We start from the raw sequence: 17337 nt of genomic DNA on the forward strand, positions 1-17337 counted from the left end.
TCGTTCTCCCCAGGTCGTGGCGTGCGTCGAGCGGTTCACGGTAACCGAGGACGGTGCGCCGGCGGCGTCCCCGGTGTCCGATACGGTCGGGCACGGTGGTTCGGTGGTTCACCCGCGATCTTGTCATACTCGAACACAGGTTCGAACAATGGAATCACGTCGGAGCGAGCGCGTCCGGGAACCCGTCGAGGTCAAATACCCGTGTCGCCCCCTTCCACGCCCGATGTGGGCGTGGGCGGTCGCGTGCGCGGTGAGCGGCGTGCCGTCGACCGTGCACGCGCTGTGGACCGGTGGTGACGTTCTGCGTTCGACGCGGGCCGCGGCGACGCTGCTGGGCGGCACGGGTGTGATCCGCGGCGCGGTGGCGCACCTCGGCGTGTCGGCGTGCTGGGTGGTCGTGCTGGCGGCCGTGGACCGGCGGTGGCGGTTGGACGCGCGCAGGGGCGCGGTAGCCGGCGCGGTGATCGCGGTGGTGGACCTGGAGGTGGTCGGGCGGCGGTTCCCGGCGGTCCGGGCGTTGCACCGGGGCGCGCAGTGGGCGGACCACCTGGCGTTCGGCGCGCTGGTGGGAGCCGTGCTGCGGTCCACAGTGGACGGGCGTGGTGGAGTGCGCCCGCCCCCGGTGGGGCACCGTCCGCGTAGAGTGCTGGCGTTCCCGCGCTGTCGTGCCTGGAGGTGATCGGGCGCCTTGATGTTCCGACGTGCCGCACCGAAGGAGCGTGCCCCGCAGGTGGAGCCGGTGATCGAGCGAGAGCCCCTGGTCCGGACCGCGCCGCCGGCACCGGCGCCCGAGCGGTTCTCGGCCTCGTTCGCGGGCGCGACGCTGGTCGTCGGTCCGCCCGGCGGCGCGAGTCCGGCCGCCGTCGCGCTCGGTCGGAGCCTGCCGGTGGACCGGGGCCGCACGGTGGTCGTGATCGATCCGCCGGGTGGCGACGAGGTGTCGTTCTGGCCCGTCGTGGCCGCCGCGTTGCAGGGCCGCGGGCCGGTGCGGCTGATGACGCCGCACTCCGGCACGATGCGGCCGACCGCGCCCGCGCAGTGGCTGTGCGAGCAGCTGCAGGCGGAGGTGGTGGCGCCGGACGGCGCGGTGACCACGGTGCCGGGCGTGGCGTTCGTCGCGGGCAACGGCGGGTACGGCTGCTGGCTGCGGTTCCTGCCCGGCACGTCGCCGTCGCCGATGGGCCGCCGGTTCCCGGTGCCGAACTGGGAGGCGGTCGACCCCAACACGCCGTGGCCGACCGGCGAGGTGGGCATCTCGGAGCCGATCCCGGCGGGGCTGTGGCTGCGGGCGCAACGCGCGCAGTTCGACCCGCAGGCGCCGGACGCGCGGGCGGTGATCGGGCTGCCGTGCCGGGACAACGTGCTGACCGTCGTGGTCGGCGGTCCGGGCCAGCCGCCGATCCCGACCGACGAGGTGTGCCGGCTGCTGGGCGGGTTGCCGTCCGCGGCGCGGTCGCGGGTGCGGCTGGTCTGGTACGGCGGCGAGCACCAGGCGCAGGCGGTCGCGGAAGGGCTCGGCGAGCCGATCTCGCTGTACACGGGCCTGCCGGTGGGGTCGCTGCGCACCGGTGCGGCCGTGGTGGCGGTGAACCCGCGCGGGCAGCAGACGTGGCGGCCGTACGTGACCGAGGTGCGCTACGCGCCGGGTGGCCCGCCGGTCGTCTCCGGTTACCGGGTGCCGGTGCCGGGGCTGGTGGAACGCGGTCCGGGCATCTTCGACCTGGGTGGCGGCGTGGTGCTGGAGGTCGTGCCGTCCGGGCTGTGGGTGCGTGACGCGGAGGACAACGGGCCCGACGTGCGGTCGCTGCCGGTGGACCCGGAGTGGGCCCGGCTGACCGTAGGCACGCCCGGCCGCACGACGGCGGGCGCGGTCGCGGTGGCGGGCGCGTCCCTGGTGGAACGGCTGGAGCCGGAGGTGCGGCGGCTGCTGAAGGTGGTGTTCTGCGACCCGACGCCCATGCCGCGCCCGCCGGTCGCCGAGGAGCCACCGCCGCCGGTGACGGCCGACGAGCCGGTGCCGCTGAGCGTGGACGGTCCGCTGGCGGACTCCCCCGCGCCGACGTGGGGCGAGCAGGTGGGCGAGGAGGTCGTGCCGGTCGACCACCGCAGCACCGAGCAGGAACGTGACGCGTTGCGGCGGATGCTGGGCGAGCGGTACGGCGAGCACGCGGCGGTGGCGTGCCGGCACATCGCGGAGCGCCCGGACGACCCGGAGGCGTTCGAGGCGGTGGTGACCGACCTCGCGGCGGTGTCGGCGTTCCTGCGGCACGACGAGGAGATCCTGGTCGAGGCGCTGCGCAGCGGGAAGCTGGGCCGGTTGTGGCCGTACGCGGCGTCGGTGGTGTCGGGGCTGCGGCGGCTGCCGGTGCACCAGGGCGTGACGGTGTGCTGGGGCGAGGCGCGCCGGTTCCGCACGGGTGACGTGCTGGTCGAGCACGGTGTGCTCAACACGGTGACGGGGCCGGTGGTGCCGGTGGACGGGCGGGTGGAGTTCCTGCTCTGGTCGGTGACCGGGCGGAAGGTGTCGGTGGTCGACTCGTTCGGCAGCGTGGTGCAGGAGCGGGTGGTGTTCGCGCCGGGCACGGCGTTCAAGGTGCTCGCGGTGGTGGAGGCGGAGGAGTCGGCGCCGATGCAGGTGATGGCGCAGGAGGTGGTGGGCCGCCACCACGAGCTGCCGCCGGGTGTGCTGGGCAGCCTGGAACGGGCCGCCGTGGCACTGCGCAACCAGGCCCGCGCCACGGCGTAGGTCGGGCGGCCCTGGGCGGAGTCCGCGAGGGGCGCGGCGGCGACCTCGACCGCCCGGCGCCGCACGACCTGATCCGCGAGGGCCGCGGCACCCCGGCCTCGACAGTCCGGCGCCGCAGGTCGGGAGGCGGCCTGGTCCGCGCGAGCCGCGGCGTGGCCTCCCCGTGTCGGCAGGCGGCGACCCGGTCGCGGCGGCGCGTCGCAGGCCGCGGCCCCGCGCCCCGCCTCAGTACGCGGCGGCTCGGTCGGCGAAGTGCGGCGCGGGCGCGACGCCCGCCGAGGCCGGGTAGGAGACGCGGTCGGGTACGCCGTCCGACGTGTAGCGCTGCGCCGGCGCGGCGGCCAGCTGGTCGAGCCACACCGCGGAGCCGTAGCGGGCGTCCTCGCCGGTCGGGTCCTGCGACCGGATGCGCGGGGTGTTCGCCGGGTCGAAGTCCGCAGCGAACGGCGACGGCGCCGGTCCCGCCCCCACCATCAGCACGCACGCGTACTCGTACGCCACGCCATCGGAGGCACCGCGCAGGGCCAGCGTGCCGTTCGCCGGGATCGCGCCGAACGGCAGGGCGAGGCTCGACACCTGGTAGCCGGGCACGGCCTGCTGGATCTCCCGCTGCCCGGACGCGATCGCGCCCTGCACGCCCCCGTCGTCGGCCATCGCGAGGTTGGTGTGGTCACGCGTGTGGTTGCCGATCTCGAAACCGTGGTCGCGCAGCCAGCGCAGCGCCGCACCATCGGGTGACCCGAACGGCCCGGCGTTGACGTACAGGCTGGCCACCGGCCGGAAACCGGGGTGTCGCGCGGCCACGTCCAGCAGGATCGCGATGGCCGTGCCCGGTACGGGCGCGCCGTCCGGGCCGAGCGCGAACTGGGTCGCGTCGCCGTCGTCGAAGGTCAGCACGACGGGGTGGGCGCCCGCGGGGAGGTCGATGCGCCCGGTCGCGTACTCGGCGGTGGTCACCGGCACGTACCCCTCGGCGGCCAGCCGTTCCAGCTCGGCGCGGAACGCCGCCGGTGTCCGGTCGTAGACCGAGGTGGGCTGCTCGACGAGCCGGTGGTACATCAGGATCGGCACCAGGCCGAGTTCGTTGGCGCCCACGGCGGCCGGGTCGGGCGGCGCGGAGGACGACGGTGGGGCGGACGAGTCCGGTGGCAACTGCGCCGCGGCCTGGTCGGGTGGTCCCGCCGCGGGTTGGGCGCCGCAGCCGCAGCACAGGGCCGCGACGAGCGCGACGACGGTCCGGACCGACCTGCTCGACGTGGTGTTCACACCCGGATGGTTCCGCGTCCGGACCGGGTCGACACGGTCGTACACCCCTTCGGATGACCTTCGGTTTGGCGTCCCGCCGCCTGGTCAAGTCGCTGGGAGCCGCTGCCACGCCCAGATCGGAGTCACCGATGTCGGATACGCCCCGGAAGCTCAAGCGCGTGCTGATCCCAGTCGTCGGCGTGGTGGTGCTGCTGCTCATCGCGGGCGTCGTCACGACGATCGTGCACGGCCGCGGTGTCGGGTTGGCCGTGGCCGAGTTGGGCGACGGCAGCGCTGTCACTCCTTCGGGTGTAGAGCGCGTGTCCATCACCACCGCGGAGGCCGGCGGGCTCGACCGTGTGACCGTGCACGTGGACGGACAGCCGGTGGAGGCGCTGCGCGCCGACGGCCGCATGACGTTGACCGGGGTCAAGCTCGCCGAGGGCAGGCACACGCTGTCGGTGCGGGCGGCCAACCCGTTGCCGTGGATGCCCGACGTGGAGGTGCAGCGCGAGTTCACCGTGGACGCGACGCCGCCTTCGCTGAAGGTGGACGTGGTCGAGGCCGAGTCGCCGCGCGGCCCGGTGACGGTGAAGGGCAGCGCGGAGGGCGCGGACTCGGTGCGGGTGGCCGACCAGGAGGTGGAGCTGCGCGACGGCAGGTTCGAGACGTCGCTGCGGGAGGTGCCCACGAGCGTCCGGGTCGAGGCCAGTGACGCCGCGGGCAACGCCCAGCGCCACGACGTCGCGGTCAAGGTCACCCACCCGGGTATGCGGGCCGTGCACCTGAGCGCCGCGGCGTGGGCGACGGCGTCGTTGCGGGACCCGGTGCTGGCGATGGCGCGCGAGGGCCGCATCGACACCGTGCAGCTCGACATCAAGGACGAGAGCGGCGAGATCGGCTACGACTCGCAGGTGCCGCTGGCCAGGCAGATCGGCGCGACCCGCAACTACTACGACGCGCGCGCCGCGCTGGACGAGCTGCACGCGCTGGGGCTGCGGGTGGTGGGCAGGCTGGTGGCGTTCCGCGACCCGGTGCTGGGCAAGGCGTCGTGGGAGTCGGGCGCCCGGGACCGGGTGGCGCAGAACTCGTCCGGCGCGCCCTGGTCGGCGCACTACGGCGAGTACGCGTTCACCAACTTCGCCAACCCCGAGGTCCGCGCCTACAACACCGCGATCGCCGCGGAGGCCGCGTCGCTGGGCTTCGACGACATCCTCTACGACTACGTGCGGCGGCCGGACGGCCCGATCGGGCAGATGGTGTTCCCCGGCCTGACCACGAGCCCCGAGCAGTCCATCACGGACTTCCTGGCGGAGAACCGGGCCGCGGTCCGGCCGCTGGGCGCGTACCTGGGCGCGTCGGTGTTCGGCATCGCCGCGCACGCGCCCACGGACGTCGCGCAGGACATCCCGTCCCTCGCGGCGCACGTGGACTACGTCGCGCCGATGGTCTACCCGTCGCACTGGGGTCCGGGCGAGTACGGGGTGTCCAACCCGAACGCCCAGCCGTACGAGATCGTGCGGGCGTCGGTGGCGGACTTCGTCCGGTTGACCAAGGACAGCGGCGCGACGGTGATCCCGTGGCTGCAGGCGTTCTCGCTGGGCCACCACTACGGCCCGGGTGAGGTGCAGGCGCAGGTGCGGGGGTCGGCGGAGGCGGGTGCGCCGTCGTTCCTGCTGTGGAACGCGGCGTGCACGTACGGCTCGTCCGGCTTGGAGCCCGCATGAGGCCGGTGTCGCTGCTGCCCTACCTGGCGGGCGTCTGCCTGGCGGCGACGGCCGTGGTGGTGCTGGACGTCGGGATGGCACCGCGGCCGGCGACGGTGGCGTGGCCCGCGGCCGGTGTCGTGCCCCCTCCCCCGCTGCCCCCGGCGCAGAGCGCGCCACCGGTCGACGCGCTGCACTCGGGCGCGGACCTGCCGCCCGGTCCGCCGTTCCCCGAGCAGGGTGCGGGCACGTGGCACGTCGTGCCGCCGTCCGGCGCCCGAGGCACGGCCGGCACCACGTACGCGGTCGAGGTGGAGGACGGTGTGGTGCTGCCGCAGGGCGACGACTCGTTCGCCGCCGTGGTGGACCACGCGTTGCGGCACCCGCGCGGGTGGTCGGGGCGGCACGCGTTCCGGCGCGTCGGCGACGACGTCGTGCCCGAGCTGCGGATCCGGTTGACCTCGCAGCGGACCGCGCGGTCGCTGTGCGGGTTCGAGCTGCCCTACGACGTGTCGTGCCGGGTGGGGCCGGTGGTGCACCTCAGCACGGCGCGCTGGTTCCGCGGCGCCCACACCTACGGCGGCGACCTGCGCGGCTACCGGATCTACGCGGTCAACCACGAGGTCGGGCACTTCCTGGGCCTGGGCCACGAGGTGTGCCCGGCGGACGGCGCGCCGGCGCCGGTGATGATGCAGCAGACGTTGAGCGTGGACAACGACGGGCTGGCGTCCATCACCACGGGCAGCGACCAGGGTGTCGTGGTCGTGCCGGACGGCAACTCGTGCGAGCCCAACCCGTGGCCGTGAGGGTGCGGTCCCGACCGCCGGACGGCCGCCGTCGCGCGGACGCGCCTCCGCGCGACGGCGGCCACGCGGGTCAGCCCGCCGCGGCCGTCCTGGCCCGCTGCTCGGCGACCAGGTCGCGGTACCAGTGGAAGCTCGCCCGGGGCGTGCGGACCAGCGTGTCGTAGTCCACGTGCACGAGGCCGAACCGGTGCTTGTAGCCGTGCGCCCACTCGAAGTTGTCCAGGAAGGACCACACGAAGTAGCCGCGCAGGTCGACACCGGCGGTGATCGCGTCGCGCGCCGCCGCGAGGTGGGTGCGCAGGTAGTCGATGCGCTCCTGGTCGACGAAACCGGGGTGGTCGGGGTAGACGCACCCGTTCTCGGTGACGTACACCGGCGGCAGGTCGGGGTAGCGCTCCTTGAGCCCGACCAGCGTCTGGGTGAGGCCTTCGGGTTCGACCGGCCAGTTCATCGCGGTGCGCGGCACGTCCGGCAGCCGGGTGGTGTCGATGCCGACGTCGATCGACGTGCGGGTGGCCGGGTCCGGGTCGCGGTGCGGCGCGTCGGCCACGTGCTGCCGGTAGTAGTAGTTGATGCCCACGTAGTCCAGCGGCGTGGAGATCAGCTCCAGGTCGCCGTCGCGGCGGAACGACAGGTCGGTCACGCCGGCGAACGTGTCCTCGTAGTCGTCCGGGTAGCGGCCCGCGAACAGCGGTTCGGTGAACTGGCGGCGCAGCAGCAGGTCGTGCCGCCGTGCCGCGGCGACGTCGGCGTCCGACGAGGTGACCGGGGTGGACGGCGACTGGTTGAGCACGATCCCGAACTCGTGGCCCGGCGTGCCGCGCATGGCCCGCACCGCCAGCCCGTGCGCCACCATCAGGTGGTGCGCGGCGGCGAGGGAGCCGTGGCCCTCCCGCGCGCCGGGAGCGTGTCTGCCTTCGCCGTAGCCGACGATCGAGGACACGTACGGCTCGTTGAACGTCGTCCACTTCGACACCCGGTCACCCAGGGCGTCGTGCACGACCACGGCGTACTCGGCGAACCGCTCGGCGGTGTCGCGGGAGCGCCAGCCGCCCAGTTCCTCCAGCGCCTGCGGCAGGTCCCAGTGGTACAGGGTGAGGAACGGCTCGATGCCGCGGTCCAGCAGCCCGTCGACCAGGCGCCGGTAGAAGTCGAGCCCGCGCTGCTCGACCCGGCCCGCGCCATCGGGCACGATCCGGGGCCACGCCACCGAGAACCGGTACGCGTCCACGCCCAGCTCGCCGAGCAGCGCCAGGTCCTCCGGCATCCGGTGGTAGTGGTCGCACGCGACGGCTCCGGTGTCGCCACCGGCGACGGCGCCCGGCACCGCGCCGAACGCGTCCCAGATCGACGGTCCTCTCCCGTCTGCGTCCACGGCCCCTTCGATCTGGTAGGCCGAGGTGGCGACGCCCCAGCGGAATCCTCGGGGGAAGTCGATCAACTGAAACTCCTAGACAAGCCGGTGGTGTGGGGAAGCGGTGCGGTTGCGGCGTGGCGGTGGGTGGCTGGCGCGCTCATCCCTTGAGCGCCCCCGCCATGATCCCGCCGACGATCTGGCGGCCGAACAGCAGGAACACCACGAGCACCGGCACGGTGCCGATCGTCGCCGCGGTGAGCACGAGGGTGTAGTCGGTGGTGTACCCGCTGGCCAGGGTGTTCAACGCGGTCTGCACGGTGGGGTTCTCGGGCGTGAGCACGACCAGCGGCCAGAAGAAGTCGTTCCACGCCTGCATGAACGTGAACAGGCCGAGCACGGCGGCGGCGGGGCGTGCGGCGGGCAGCACCACGTGCCAGTACAGGCGCAGGGAGCTGCACCCGTCCATCCGGCCGGCTTCGAGCAGCTCGTCGGGCACGGCGCGTTCGAAGTACTGGCGCATGAAGAACACGCCGAACGCGGTGACCAGGCCGGGCACGATGACCGCGTGCAGCTCGCCCGCCCAGCCGAAGTCGCTCATCATCATGTACAGCGGGATGACGCCGAGCTCGGTGGGCACCGCCTGGGTCGCCACGACCAGCAGCATGAGCGCGGACCGGCCGCGGAACTTCAGCTTGGCGAACGCGAAACCGGCCAGGGTGGAGAAGAACACCACCGACAGCGTGATGGTGCCCGCCACGACCAGCGAGTTCATCATCGCCAGCGCGAAGTCCGACTGGTCGAACACCCGCGCGATGTTGGCGAACAGGTGGCCGCCGGGCACCAGCACCGGCGGCACGCTGCTCACCTTGTCCGGTGTCTGCGAGGACACGACGAGCGACCAGTACACCGGGAACGCCGACCCGGCGAGCACCGCGATCAGCGCCGCGTAGGTCCACGGTCCGGGCAGCCGCAACGCCCGGCGCCGCCCGGACGGCGCCGGCGGCGCGTCGGGCGCCAGCGGTTCGAGCACGGTGGTCATGGTGTCCTCTCAGTCCGTCCGGATGCGGCGCGCGGCCAGGTAGCTCAACCCGGTGATGGCGACCGTCGCGATGACCAGCAGCCAGGCGATGGCCGACGCGTAGCCGAAGTCGAACTTCTTGAAGCCGTACTCGTAGAGGTAGAGCGCGGCGGTCTGGAACTGCCGGTCCGAGCCGCCGGTCTCGGCACCCGCGCCGGGGTTGAACAGCAGCGGCTCGGCCAGCAGCCGCATGTTGCCCGCGGTGGCGATCACGGTGGAGAAGATGATCTGCGGGCGCAGCATCGGCACGGTGATCCGCCAGAACTGCTGCCAGGCGGTGGCGCCGTCCAGCCTGGCCGCCTCGTACACGCTGGTCGGGATCGCCTGCATGGACGCCAGGAAGATCAGCGCGTGGTAGCCGGTCCAGCGCCACACCACCATCGCGGCGATGGCGGTGTGCGAGCTGGCGGTGCCCGCCTGCCAGTCGATCCGGCCCGCGCCGAACAGCTCCAGCGCCCAGTTGATCAGCCCGAAGTCCCGGCCGAACAGCTGGGCGAAGATGATCGCCACCGCCGCCACCGACGTGATGTTGGGCAGCAGCACGCCCATCCGGAAGAACGTCCGGCCGCGCAGCCGCCGGTTGAGCAGCTGCGCGATGCCGAGCGCGAACAGGATCTGCGGCACGGTGGTGAGCAGCCACAGGCTCAGCGTGTTGCCCATCGCGTTCCAGAAGTACGGGTCCGCGGTGAGCAGCGCGACGTAGTTGTCGATGCCGACGAACGTGGCCGCGTCCCCGTCGAGCAGGTTGCGGTCCTGCAGCGACACCCACGCGGTGTAGAGCAGGGGGAACAGGCCGAACACGCCGAACAGCAGGAAGTACGGCGCGACGTAGGCGTACGGCGCGTACCGGAGGTCCCACCGGTGGCGGCGTTCCCGCCAGTCGGTCTTCATCGAGTGACGTCGCGGACGAACTGGTCCCACGACTCGCCCGGACTCTGCTTGCCCTGCTCGACGCGCTGCATGGCGTTGCCGAACTCGGTCTGGATGTCACCGGCCTTGGGGCCCTGGTACTGCGGCTTCAGGGCGCGGGCGGCGTCGGTGAAGACCTTGCCGACCGGCGCGTTGTTGAAGAACGGGTCGGCCTTCTGGGCGACCGACTGCTCGCTGTACAGCTTCGGCGCGGACGGCAGCAGGCCCGCGTTGGCGAAGACCTTGGCCTGCTGCTCGGGGGCGGTGAGCCAGGCGGCCAGCGCGACGGCCTTGTCGGTGTTCTTGCCCTGCTTGGGCACGGTCAGGTACGAGCCGCCCCAGTTGCCGCCGCCGCCGGGCACGGCCGCGAGGTCCCACTTGCCGGAGGTCTCCGGCGCCTGGTCCTTGATCTTGGCCATCATCCACGCCGGGCAGGCCAGGGTCGCGAACTGGCCCTGCTTGAAGCCGGTGTTCCACTGCGGGGTGCTGTGCAGCAGCCCGGCGGACAGGCCGTCAGCCACGCCCTGGGCGACGAGGTCCCAGCCCTTGCGGATCTCGGCGTTGTCCCCGACGACGATCTTGTCGGACTTGTCGTAGTAGCCGGTGGGCGCCTGGCCGACGATCGCGTTGAGCACGGTGGGGCCGCCGTCGAAGAACTTCGCGCCGGCCGGCGCGTTGGCCGCGAACCGCTTGCCGGTCTCCATGAACTTCTCCCACGTGGGCCACATCGCGGAGACCTGGTCGCGGTCGGCAGGCAGGCCGGCGGCCTCGAACAGGTCGCGGCGGTAGCAGATGGCCAGGCCGCCGATGTCGGTGCCGTAGCCGATCTGCTTGCCGTCCTTGGACAGCGAGGCCTCCCACTTCCAGTCCAGCCAGCGGTCCTTCAGGTCGGCGCTGAGCTCGACGAACTGGCCGGGGTTGGCCTTGAACTGGTTGATGTAGCCGACGTCGACGGCCTCGATGTCCGCGGCGCCGTTGTTCGTGGCGAGGTGGGCGGCCAGGTTCTTGTGGTGGTCGGAGTAGGAGGCGGTGCGGTCGGTGATGTCGATGTCCGGGTGCGCCTTCTCGTACTCCTCGAACAGCTGCTGGTAGCCGAAGTTGCCGAACAGCCCGATGGTGATCCTGGTCTTGCCGTCGCTCGCGTCGCCGCCGCACGCGGTGGCGACCAGGGCGGTGGCCAGCAGCGCGGCGCCGACCAGGGTCGGAGTTCGTCTCATAACGCGGCTCTCCCTCTCCATCAATAAGCCGGCCGATTTCGGGCACGCCGGACGCACGTGGGGCCGATCCGGGGGTTTCCGGCGAATTCGACCGGGTTCCGCACCCGGTCGGTGTGGTGTACATGACAGTCCGGGGCTGCGATACCGTCAAGTAACGAAGCGATAACCTGGCCGTTCCAGGGCTTCGGCGTTTGCGCAGGTGATACCGTGTCCAGCCTGGTCAGGAGGTTCGGCCTGAGCGGCTGAAACCGGTTACAAAGAAAGGGCGCGCGATGACCACGATCCGTGAGATCGCCCAGCTGTGCGGGGTGTCCGTGGCGACCGTTTCCCGTGTTTTCAACCAGCCCCTGACAGTCAGCAAGGAAAAGCGCGAAGTGGTCGAGCGGGTGGCCCGCGAGCTGGACTACCGGCCCAACGAGTCCGCCCGCGCGTTGGCCACCAAGCGGTCCGGGCTGATCGGCCTGGTGTGGGACACCGACCACCGCAGGCCCGGCTGGCGGCACCCGTACCTGCAGGAGCTGCTGATCGGGCTGAAGTCGGCGCTCAGCGCGCACGGCTACCACCTGCTGATGCTGGCCACCAGCGGGTCGGCGGCGCTGCGGGCGGTCGGCGCGTCGCTGGCGGACCCGGTCGCGTACGTGAACATGACCCGGCGGCACCACCTCGGCGGGCTGGTGCTCATCGACAGCGGCTCGGACGCCTCCGCGTTCACCGCGTTCGCCCAGTCCGGGCTGCCGTGCGTGGCGGTGGACGTGGAGGTCGACGGGCCGCGCGCGACGTACGTGACGTCGGACAACGTCGGCGGCGCGGCGATGGCGGTGCGGCACCTGGTCGAGGAGGGCCACCGGCGGATCGCCACGGTCACCGGCCCGCACGCCAACCGGCCCGCGGCGGACCGGCTGGCCGGCTTCCGCGCGGCGATGGCCGAGGCGGGCCTGGCCGTGCCGCCGGAGTACGTGGTGGAGGGCGACTTCTACCGGCCCAGCGGCCAGGCGGCGATGCGGACGCTGATCGCGTTGCCCGAACCGCCCACGGCGGTGTTCTGCGCCGGCGACGAGATGGCCGTGGGCGCGTTGCTGGCCGCACGGCACGCGGGGCTGCGGGTGCCGGACGAGCTGGCGGTGGTGGGGTTCGACGACATCGAGCTGGCCGCCCTGGTCGACCCGCCGTTGACCACGTTGGCGCAGGACAAGGCGGGGATCGGGGTGGCCGCGGCGCGAGCGGTGCTGACCATGGTGCACGGTGGCGAGAAGCCCGCGCCCGCGTTCCTGCCGACCAAGCTCGTGGTGCGCGCCTCCAGCCGTTGAGCGGTCAGCACGTCGGCGGCGGCGTGCTCCCCGGTGGCCCGAACTCCAGCCGCAACGAGTCGGTGCGCGGCACGACGAACGCGGTACCGGCCGACGACCGCCACACGGCGGGCAGGAACACGTACTGGCCGCCGGACTGCAACAGCAGCTTCAGCCCGTCGTAGCGGTACTTGTAGGCGGCGTCGGGCTGCGCGCACGCCACCTGCCGCACACCCTCACCGGCCAGGTTCAGGCTGTCGGTGCTGTAGACGACCGCGTCGGCCATCCACGGCACCTGCGCCTCGATCTCGAACCCGCGCCGCGTGCCGACCGAGGCCGAGTAGTCGCCGACCGCCCAGAACAGCCCGATCGCGACCAGCAGGAACGCCGCTACCGACTCGACCGGCCCGAGCGCCGCGCCCCGGCCCGAGCGCGAACCCCACCGCCGCCAGGCGAACGCCACCAGCACCACACCCACCGCGAACCCCAACCCGGGCAGGCCCGGGTAGGCGCGGAACGGCTCGGGGTTCACCGTGATCGGCGCCGTCACACCCAGCAGCAGGAGCCCGAGCACGGCGGCGGCCGGAGTGCAGACCCGCAGCAGCGCCGCCCACCGACGCGCGGACAGCCGCGCCTTGAGGAACCGGGCGAGGAAGGCAGCCGTCAGCACCGCGAACGCGATCCCGGCCAACGGCACGAACAACCCGTCCGCGCCGCGGGCCAGGATCTCGTCCGGGGTCTGGCCGAGCAGCGTGTAGTGCACCCGGAAGTGCTCGAAGAAGACCTGGGTCGCCACCAGGCCGAAGAAGTAGAGCAGCGCGGTCAGCAGGGTCGTGTTGGCGACCACCGCGGCGACGATCCGCACCGCGCGGCCCGGACCCGTCAGGGTCTCGGTCGGGTCGGCCTGCGGCGGAGGCGGGGCGACGCGGCGACGCGCGTGCACCGCGGTCACCGCCCGCTCCGGGACGTCTCGGGGGTGCTCTCCGAGGGCTTGACCGGCGCCGAAACGGACTCGCCGGTCCCGTCAGCGCACGGTCCACCCTCGATGGTGATCGTGCCACCGCGGGGCACGGGGTCCGGCCCTGCCCCGACGAAGCAGTTGTCACCCGGCCGCGGCGACACAGTCTTGATCGTGATCCCGCACATCTCCCCGGGGTCGTTCGCGCACACGCGCTTCAACTCCGCCTCGAGGAATCCCTTCGCCAGGTCGAGAGGCTGTCCGACGTAAGTGGCGTTGTAGTCGATCGGGCTGCCCGGCACGCCCGGCCGCTTGGCCGTGGTCGGGGGTACCCGCGGGCTCGGGATCCGCGGAGCCGGGGTCGTGGGCCCCGTCTCCGGCTCCGGCGACTCCTGCGCCGTTCCGCTCGGCGTTTCGGCCGTCGTCTCGGCCGTCGAGTGGCCGGGCGACGCCGACTCCGCGGACCGGACCCGGCCCGCCGGCCCGGGGTCGCCCGGCACTTCGCCACAGCCGACCACCACCGCGCACGCGACGATCGCGAACGATCCTCCGGTCAACCACCTCATCGGGTCTCACCGCCCCTGTTGCTCCTTATGGGTTCACCCATTAGGAGGTTCGGAGCAGGCCCTGAATACAGGCCGAGGTCACGAGAGCGTGCGCCCCTCTTCCACCTGCGGCTTCCACGGCCAGTTGGCCGCGTTGTCCGGGCACCGCGACGCCGCCGCGCGGTGCCGGAATCCGACCGCCGCGCCGCCCCGATCAGACGTTGCGCCGGTACTGGCCACCCACCTCGAAGAACGCCTCCGTGATCTGACCCAGCGTGCACACCCGCGCCGCGTCCATCAGCACCGCGAACACGTTCTCCCCCGACGCCGCCGCCTCCTTCAACCGCCGCAACGCCGGCTCGGCCTCGGCCGCGTGCGAGGCGGCGAACGCCCGCGTCCGCTCCACCTGCGACCGCTTCTCCTCCTCCGTCGCCCGCGCCAACTCGATGGTCACCTGCTCCCGCCCGCCGTCCTCCGGCAGGAACGTGTTCACCCCGATCAACGGCAGCGAACCGTCGTGCTTGCGCTGCTCGTAGCGCATCGACTCGTCCTGGATCCGACCGCGCTGGTAGCCCGTCTCCATCGCGCCCAGCACACCACCGCGCTCGGAGAGCCGGTCGAACTCCGCCAGCACCGCCTCCTCCACCAGGTCGGTCAGCTCCTCGACCACGAACGAGCCCTGCAACGGGTTCTCGTTCGCCGACAGGCCCCACTCCTTGTTGATGATCAGCTGGATCGCCATCGCCCGCCGCACCGACGACTCCGTGGGCGTCGTGATCGCCTCGTCGTAGGCGTTGGTGTGCAACGAGTTCGTGTTGTCGTACAACGCGCACAACGCCTGCAACGTGGTCCGGATGTCGTTGAAGTCCATCTCCTGCGCGTGCAACGACCGCCCCGACGTCTGCACGTGGTACTTGAACTTCTGCGACCGCTCGTTCGCCCCGTACCGCTCCCGCATCGCCACCGCCCAGATCCGCCGCGCCACCCGGCCGATCACGCTGTACTCGGCGTCCATGCCGTTGGAGAAGAAGAACGACAGGTTCGGCGCGAAATCGTCGATGTCCATCCCCCGCGCCAGGTACGACTCCACGTAGGTGAACCCGTTGGCCAGCGTGAACGCCAACTGGCTGATCGGGTTCGCCCCCGCCTCGGCGATGTGGTAGCCCGAGATCGACACCGAGTAGAAGTTGCGCACCTTGTGCTGGATGAACCACTCCTGGATGTCGGCCATCATCCGCAACGAGAACTCGGTGGAGAAGATGCAGGTGTTCTGCCCCTGGTCCTCCTTGAGGATGTCCGCCTGCACCGTGCCGCGCACGGTCGACAACGCCCACGCCTTCAACTCGTCCGCCTCCGCCTCGGACGGCTCGCGACCGTGCTCGGCGCGGAACTTGTCGACCTGCTGGTCCACCACCGTGTTCAGGAAGAACGCCAGGATCGTCGGCGCCGGACCGTTGATCGTCATCGACACCGACGTGGACGGCGCGGTCAGGTCGAAACCGTCGTAGAGCGCCCTCATGTCGTCCAGCGTCGCGATCGACACACCCGACGTGCCGATCTTGCCGTACACGTCCGGCGGGGTGTCCGGGTCGCGCCCGTACAACGTCACCGAGTCGAACGCCGTCGACAGCCGGGTCGCCTCCGAGCCCTTCGACAGGTACTTGAACCGCCGGTTCGTGCGGAACGCGTCACCCTCGCCCGCGAACATCCGCGCCGGGTCCTCACCGTCCCGCTTGAACGGGAACACCCCCGCCGTGTACGGGAAGTGGCCCGGCAGGTTCTCCTTGCGCAGGAACCGCAACAACGTGCCGTCGTCCTCGTAGCGCGGCAACGACACCCGCCGCACCTTGTTGCCCGACAACGTCTCCCGCGTCAACTTCGTGTGGATCTCCCGGTCCCGCACCCGCACGACCATCTCGTCACCGCTGTAGGCCTCCACCACCTGCGGCCACGACGCCAACAGCTCCGCCGACACCGCGTCGACCTGCTTCCCCGCCGACTCCAGCAACGACGTGATCGCCGCCGTGTCGTGCCCCGCGGACTCCAACTCCTCCTGAGCCGCCCGCAGGTGCGCCACCCGCCGCACCGCGTCCACATGCGTCTCCGTCGCCCGGTGGTAACCGCGCACCGTCTCGGCGATCTCGGCCAGGTACCGCACCCGCGTCGGCGGCACCACCGTCGCCGCCGACGTCGACACCCTGCCCGCCACCACCGGCAACGCGCCCTCGGCCACGTCCAACCCCCGCTGCGCCAACTCACCACGCAAGTGCTGGTACAAAGCCGTCACACCGTCGTCGTTGAACGTCGCCGCCGACGTCCCGAACACCGGCATGTCCTCCCACGACGCCCCGAACGCCTCCCGGTTGCGCACCAACTGCCGCGCCACGTCACGACGCGCGTCCTCCGCACCCCGCCGCTCGAACTTGTTGATCGCCACCGCGTCCGCGAAGTCCAACATGTCGATCTTCTCCAGCTGCGACGCGGCACCGAACTCCGGCGTCATCACGTACAGCGAGAGATCCACGAACGGCACGATCGCCGCGTCACCCTGGCCGATACCCGGCGTCTCCACGATCACCAGGTCGAACCCGGCCGCCTTGCACGCCAGGATCGCGTCCGACAGACCGTCCGGCACCTCCGAACCCGCCCGGCGGGTGGCCAGCGAGCGGAAGAACACCCGGTCACCGTCCAGGCAGTTCATCCGGATCCGGTCACCGAGCAGCGCGCCACCGCCCTTGCGCCGGGTCGGGTCCACCGCCAGCACCGCGACCCGCAGCTTGTCCTGCTGGTCCAGCCGGAACCGGCGCACCAGCTCATCGGTCAGCGACGACTTGCCCGAACCACCCGTACCGGTGATGCCCAGCACCGGCACCGGGCGCTCACCCGCCACGTGCACCATCCGGTCGCGCACGTCCGCCGGCAACGTGCCCGCCTCGATCAGCGTGACCGCCCGCGCCAGCACGTCCTCGCTGCCGGTGAACAGGCCGTCCCACGACGACGGCGGGCGCTCGGCCAGCGGGTGGTCGCACGCCTCCACCATCGTGTTGATCATCCGGGCGAGCCCCAGCCGCTGCCCGTCCGCCGGGGAGAAGATCCGCGCCACGCCACGCGAGTGCAGCAGCTCGATCTCCTCGGGCACGATGACGCCACCGCCGCCGCCGAAGACCTTGATGTGCTCCGCGCCGCGCTCGGCCAGCAGTTCGACCAGGTAGCTGAAGTACTCGACGTGCCCGCCCTGGTAGGCGCTGATCGCGATGCCCTGCACGTCCTCCTGCACGGCCGCGGCGACGACCTCGCGCACCGACCGGTTGTGGCCGAGGTGCACGACCTCGGCGCCCTGGGCCTGCAGGATCCGCCGCATGATGTTGATCGCGGCGTCGTGCCCGTCGAAGAGGCTGGCCGCGGTCACGAAGCGGACCGGGTGCAGCGGGGTGTGCAGCGGGGCAGCGGTCACGACTGGCTCCTTCGGCAGCGCGGAACTGCC

Annotated in this window: 13 protein-coding genes; 5 read left to right on the forward strand and 8 right to left on the reverse strand. The window is 72.2% G+C overall.

Annotated features, from left to right (window positions below; all coding sequences use genetic code 11):
* Positions 1-259: 259 nt before the first annotated feature.
* Both B0I31_RS40455 and B0I31_RS07935 read left to right on the forward strand, forming a co-directional pair.
* Positions 260-679 (forward strand): hypothetical protein, encoded by a 420-nt coding sequence (locus B0I31_RS40455; protein WP_181320045.1) that lies wholly within the window; start codon positions 260-262, stop codon positions 677-679.
* A gap of 60 nt (positions 680-739) precedes the next feature.
* Positions 740-2746: a hypothetical protein gene (locus B0I31_RS07935; RefSeq protein WP_245949744.1), complete on the forward strand. Its 2007-nt coding sequence runs from the start codon at positions 740-742 to the stop codon at positions 2744-2746.
* A 225-nt stretch (positions 2747-2971) separates the two neighbouring features.
* Here B0I31_RS07935 and B0I31_RS07940 read toward each other — a convergent pair whose 3' ends face one another.
* A complete protein-coding gene (locus tag B0I31_RS07940) occupies positions 2972-4012 on the reverse strand; it encodes a polysaccharide deacetylase family protein (RefSeq protein ID WP_425444352.1) in 1041 nt (346 codons plus the stop codon).
* 158 nt (positions 4013-4170) lie between these two features.
* Between B0I31_RS07940 and B0I31_RS07945 the strand changes: the two genes are divergently transcribed.
* Together B0I31_RS07945 and B0I31_RS07950 are read left to right on the forward strand one after the other, a co-directional pair.
* Entirely contained in the window at positions 4171-5718 is a 1548-nt protein-coding gene (locus B0I31_RS07945; RefSeq protein WP_245949745.1) for a putative glycoside hydrolase, read from the forward strand.
* A complete protein-coding gene (locus B0I31_RS07950) occupies positions 5715-6503 on the forward strand; it encodes a DUF3152 domain-containing protein (protein WP_106614616.1) in 789 nt (262 codons plus the stop codon). The genes B0I31_RS07945 and B0I31_RS07950 overlap by 4 nt, the downstream gene beginning before the upstream one ends.
* Positions 6504-6573: 70 nt before the next feature.
* Here B0I31_RS07950 and B0I31_RS07955 read toward each other — a convergent pair whose 3' ends face one another.
* The 4 genes from B0I31_RS07955 to B0I31_RS07970 all read right to left on the reverse strand — a co-directional run bounded on the left by B0I31_RS07955 (position 6574) and on the right by B0I31_RS07970 (position 11064).
* A complete protein-coding gene (locus B0I31_RS07955; RefSeq protein WP_219910645.1) occupies positions 6574-7941 on the reverse strand; it encodes a GH1 family beta-glucosidase in 1368 nt (455 codons plus the stop codon).
* A gap of 76 nt (positions 7942-8017) precedes the next feature.
* The gene (locus tag B0I31_RS07960; RefSeq protein WP_106614618.1) at positions 8018-8899 is read right to left on the reverse strand and encodes a carbohydrate ABC transporter permease; all 882 of its coding nucleotides are present in this window, start codon (positions 8897-8899) and stop codon (positions 8018-8020) included.
* A gap of 9 nt (positions 8900-8908) precedes the next feature.
* The gene (locus B0I31_RS07965) at positions 8909-9829 is read right to left on the reverse strand and encodes a carbohydrate ABC transporter permease (protein ID WP_106614619.1); all 921 of its coding nucleotides are present in this window, start codon (positions 9827-9829) and stop codon (positions 8909-8911) included.
* The gene (locus tag B0I31_RS07970; RefSeq protein ID WP_106614620.1) at positions 9826-11064 is read right to left on the reverse strand and encodes an ABC transporter substrate-binding protein; all 1239 of its coding nucleotides are present in this window, start codon (positions 11062-11064) and stop codon (positions 9826-9828) included. Before B0I31_RS07970 ends, B0I31_RS07965 begins: the two co-directional genes overlap by 4 nt.
* A gap of 272 nt (positions 11065-11336) precedes the next feature.
* On the opposite strand from B0I31_RS07970, the gene B0I31_RS07975 reads away from it, so the two are divergent.
* Positions 11337-12371 carry a LacI family DNA-binding transcriptional regulator gene (locus B0I31_RS07975; RefSeq protein WP_106614621.1) on the forward strand — a complete coding sequence of 345 codons (1035 nt, stop codon included), beginning with the start codon at positions 11337-11339 and terminating at the stop codon, positions 12369-12371.
* A 4-nt stretch (positions 12372-12375) separates the two neighbouring features.
* Here the strand turns inward: B0I31_RS07975 and B0I31_RS07980 are convergent, their stop codons facing one another.
* The 3 genes from B0I31_RS07980 to icmF all read right to left on the reverse strand — a co-directional run bounded on the left by B0I31_RS07980 (position 12376) and on the right by icmF (position 17307).
* A complete protein-coding gene (locus tag B0I31_RS07980) occupies positions 12376-13302 on the reverse strand; it encodes a hypothetical protein (RefSeq protein ID WP_245949746.1) in 927 nt (308 codons plus the stop codon).
* Positions 13299-13874, reverse strand: a complete 576-nt coding sequence (locus B0I31_RS07985; RefSeq protein ID WP_106614622.1) for a hypothetical protein — start codon at positions 13872-13874, stop codon at positions 13299-13301. The genes B0I31_RS07980 and B0I31_RS07985 overlap by 4 nt, the downstream gene beginning before the upstream one ends.
* A gap of 193 nt (positions 13875-14067) precedes the next feature.
* A complete protein-coding gene (icmF, locus tag B0I31_RS07990; protein WP_106614623.1) occupies positions 14068-17307 on the reverse strand; it encodes a fused isobutyryl-CoA mutase/GTPase IcmF in 3240 nt (1079 codons plus the stop codon).
* Between the last annotated feature and the right edge of the window lie 30 nt (positions 17308-17337).

Origin of the sequence: Saccharothrix carnea, from assembly GCF_003014735.1 — a bacterium.
Taxonomy (GTDB): Bacteria; Actinomycetota; Actinomycetes; order Mycobacteriales; family Pseudonocardiaceae; genus Actinosynnema; species Actinosynnema carneum.

Bases quoted from the DNA above. Each gene is read 5' to 3' on its own strand.
- B0I31_RS07950 (WP_106614616.1), top strand. From the start codon at position 5,715: ATGAGGCCGGTGTCGCTGCTGCCCTACCTGGCGGGCGTCTGCCTGGCG.
- B0I31_RS07960 (WP_106614618.1), bottom strand. From the start codon at position 8,899: ATGACCACCGTGCTCGAACCGCTGGCGCCCGACGCGCCGCCGGCGCCG.
- B0I31_RS07965 (WP_106614619.1), bottom strand. From the start codon at position 9,829: ATGAAGACCGACTGGCGGGAACGCCGCCACCGGTGGGACCTCCGGTAC.
- B0I31_RS07970 (WP_106614620.1), bottom strand. From the start codon at position 11,064: ATGAGACGAACTCCGACCCTGGTCGGCGCCGCGCTGCTGGCCACCGCC.
- B0I31_RS07975 (WP_106614621.1), top strand. From the start codon at position 11,337: ATGACCACGATCCGTGAGATCGCCCAGCTGTGCGGGGTGTCCGTGGCG.
- B0I31_RS07985 (WP_106614622.1), bottom strand. From the start codon at position 13,874: ATGAGGTGGTTGACCGGAGGATCGTTCGCGATCGTCGCGTGCGCGGTG.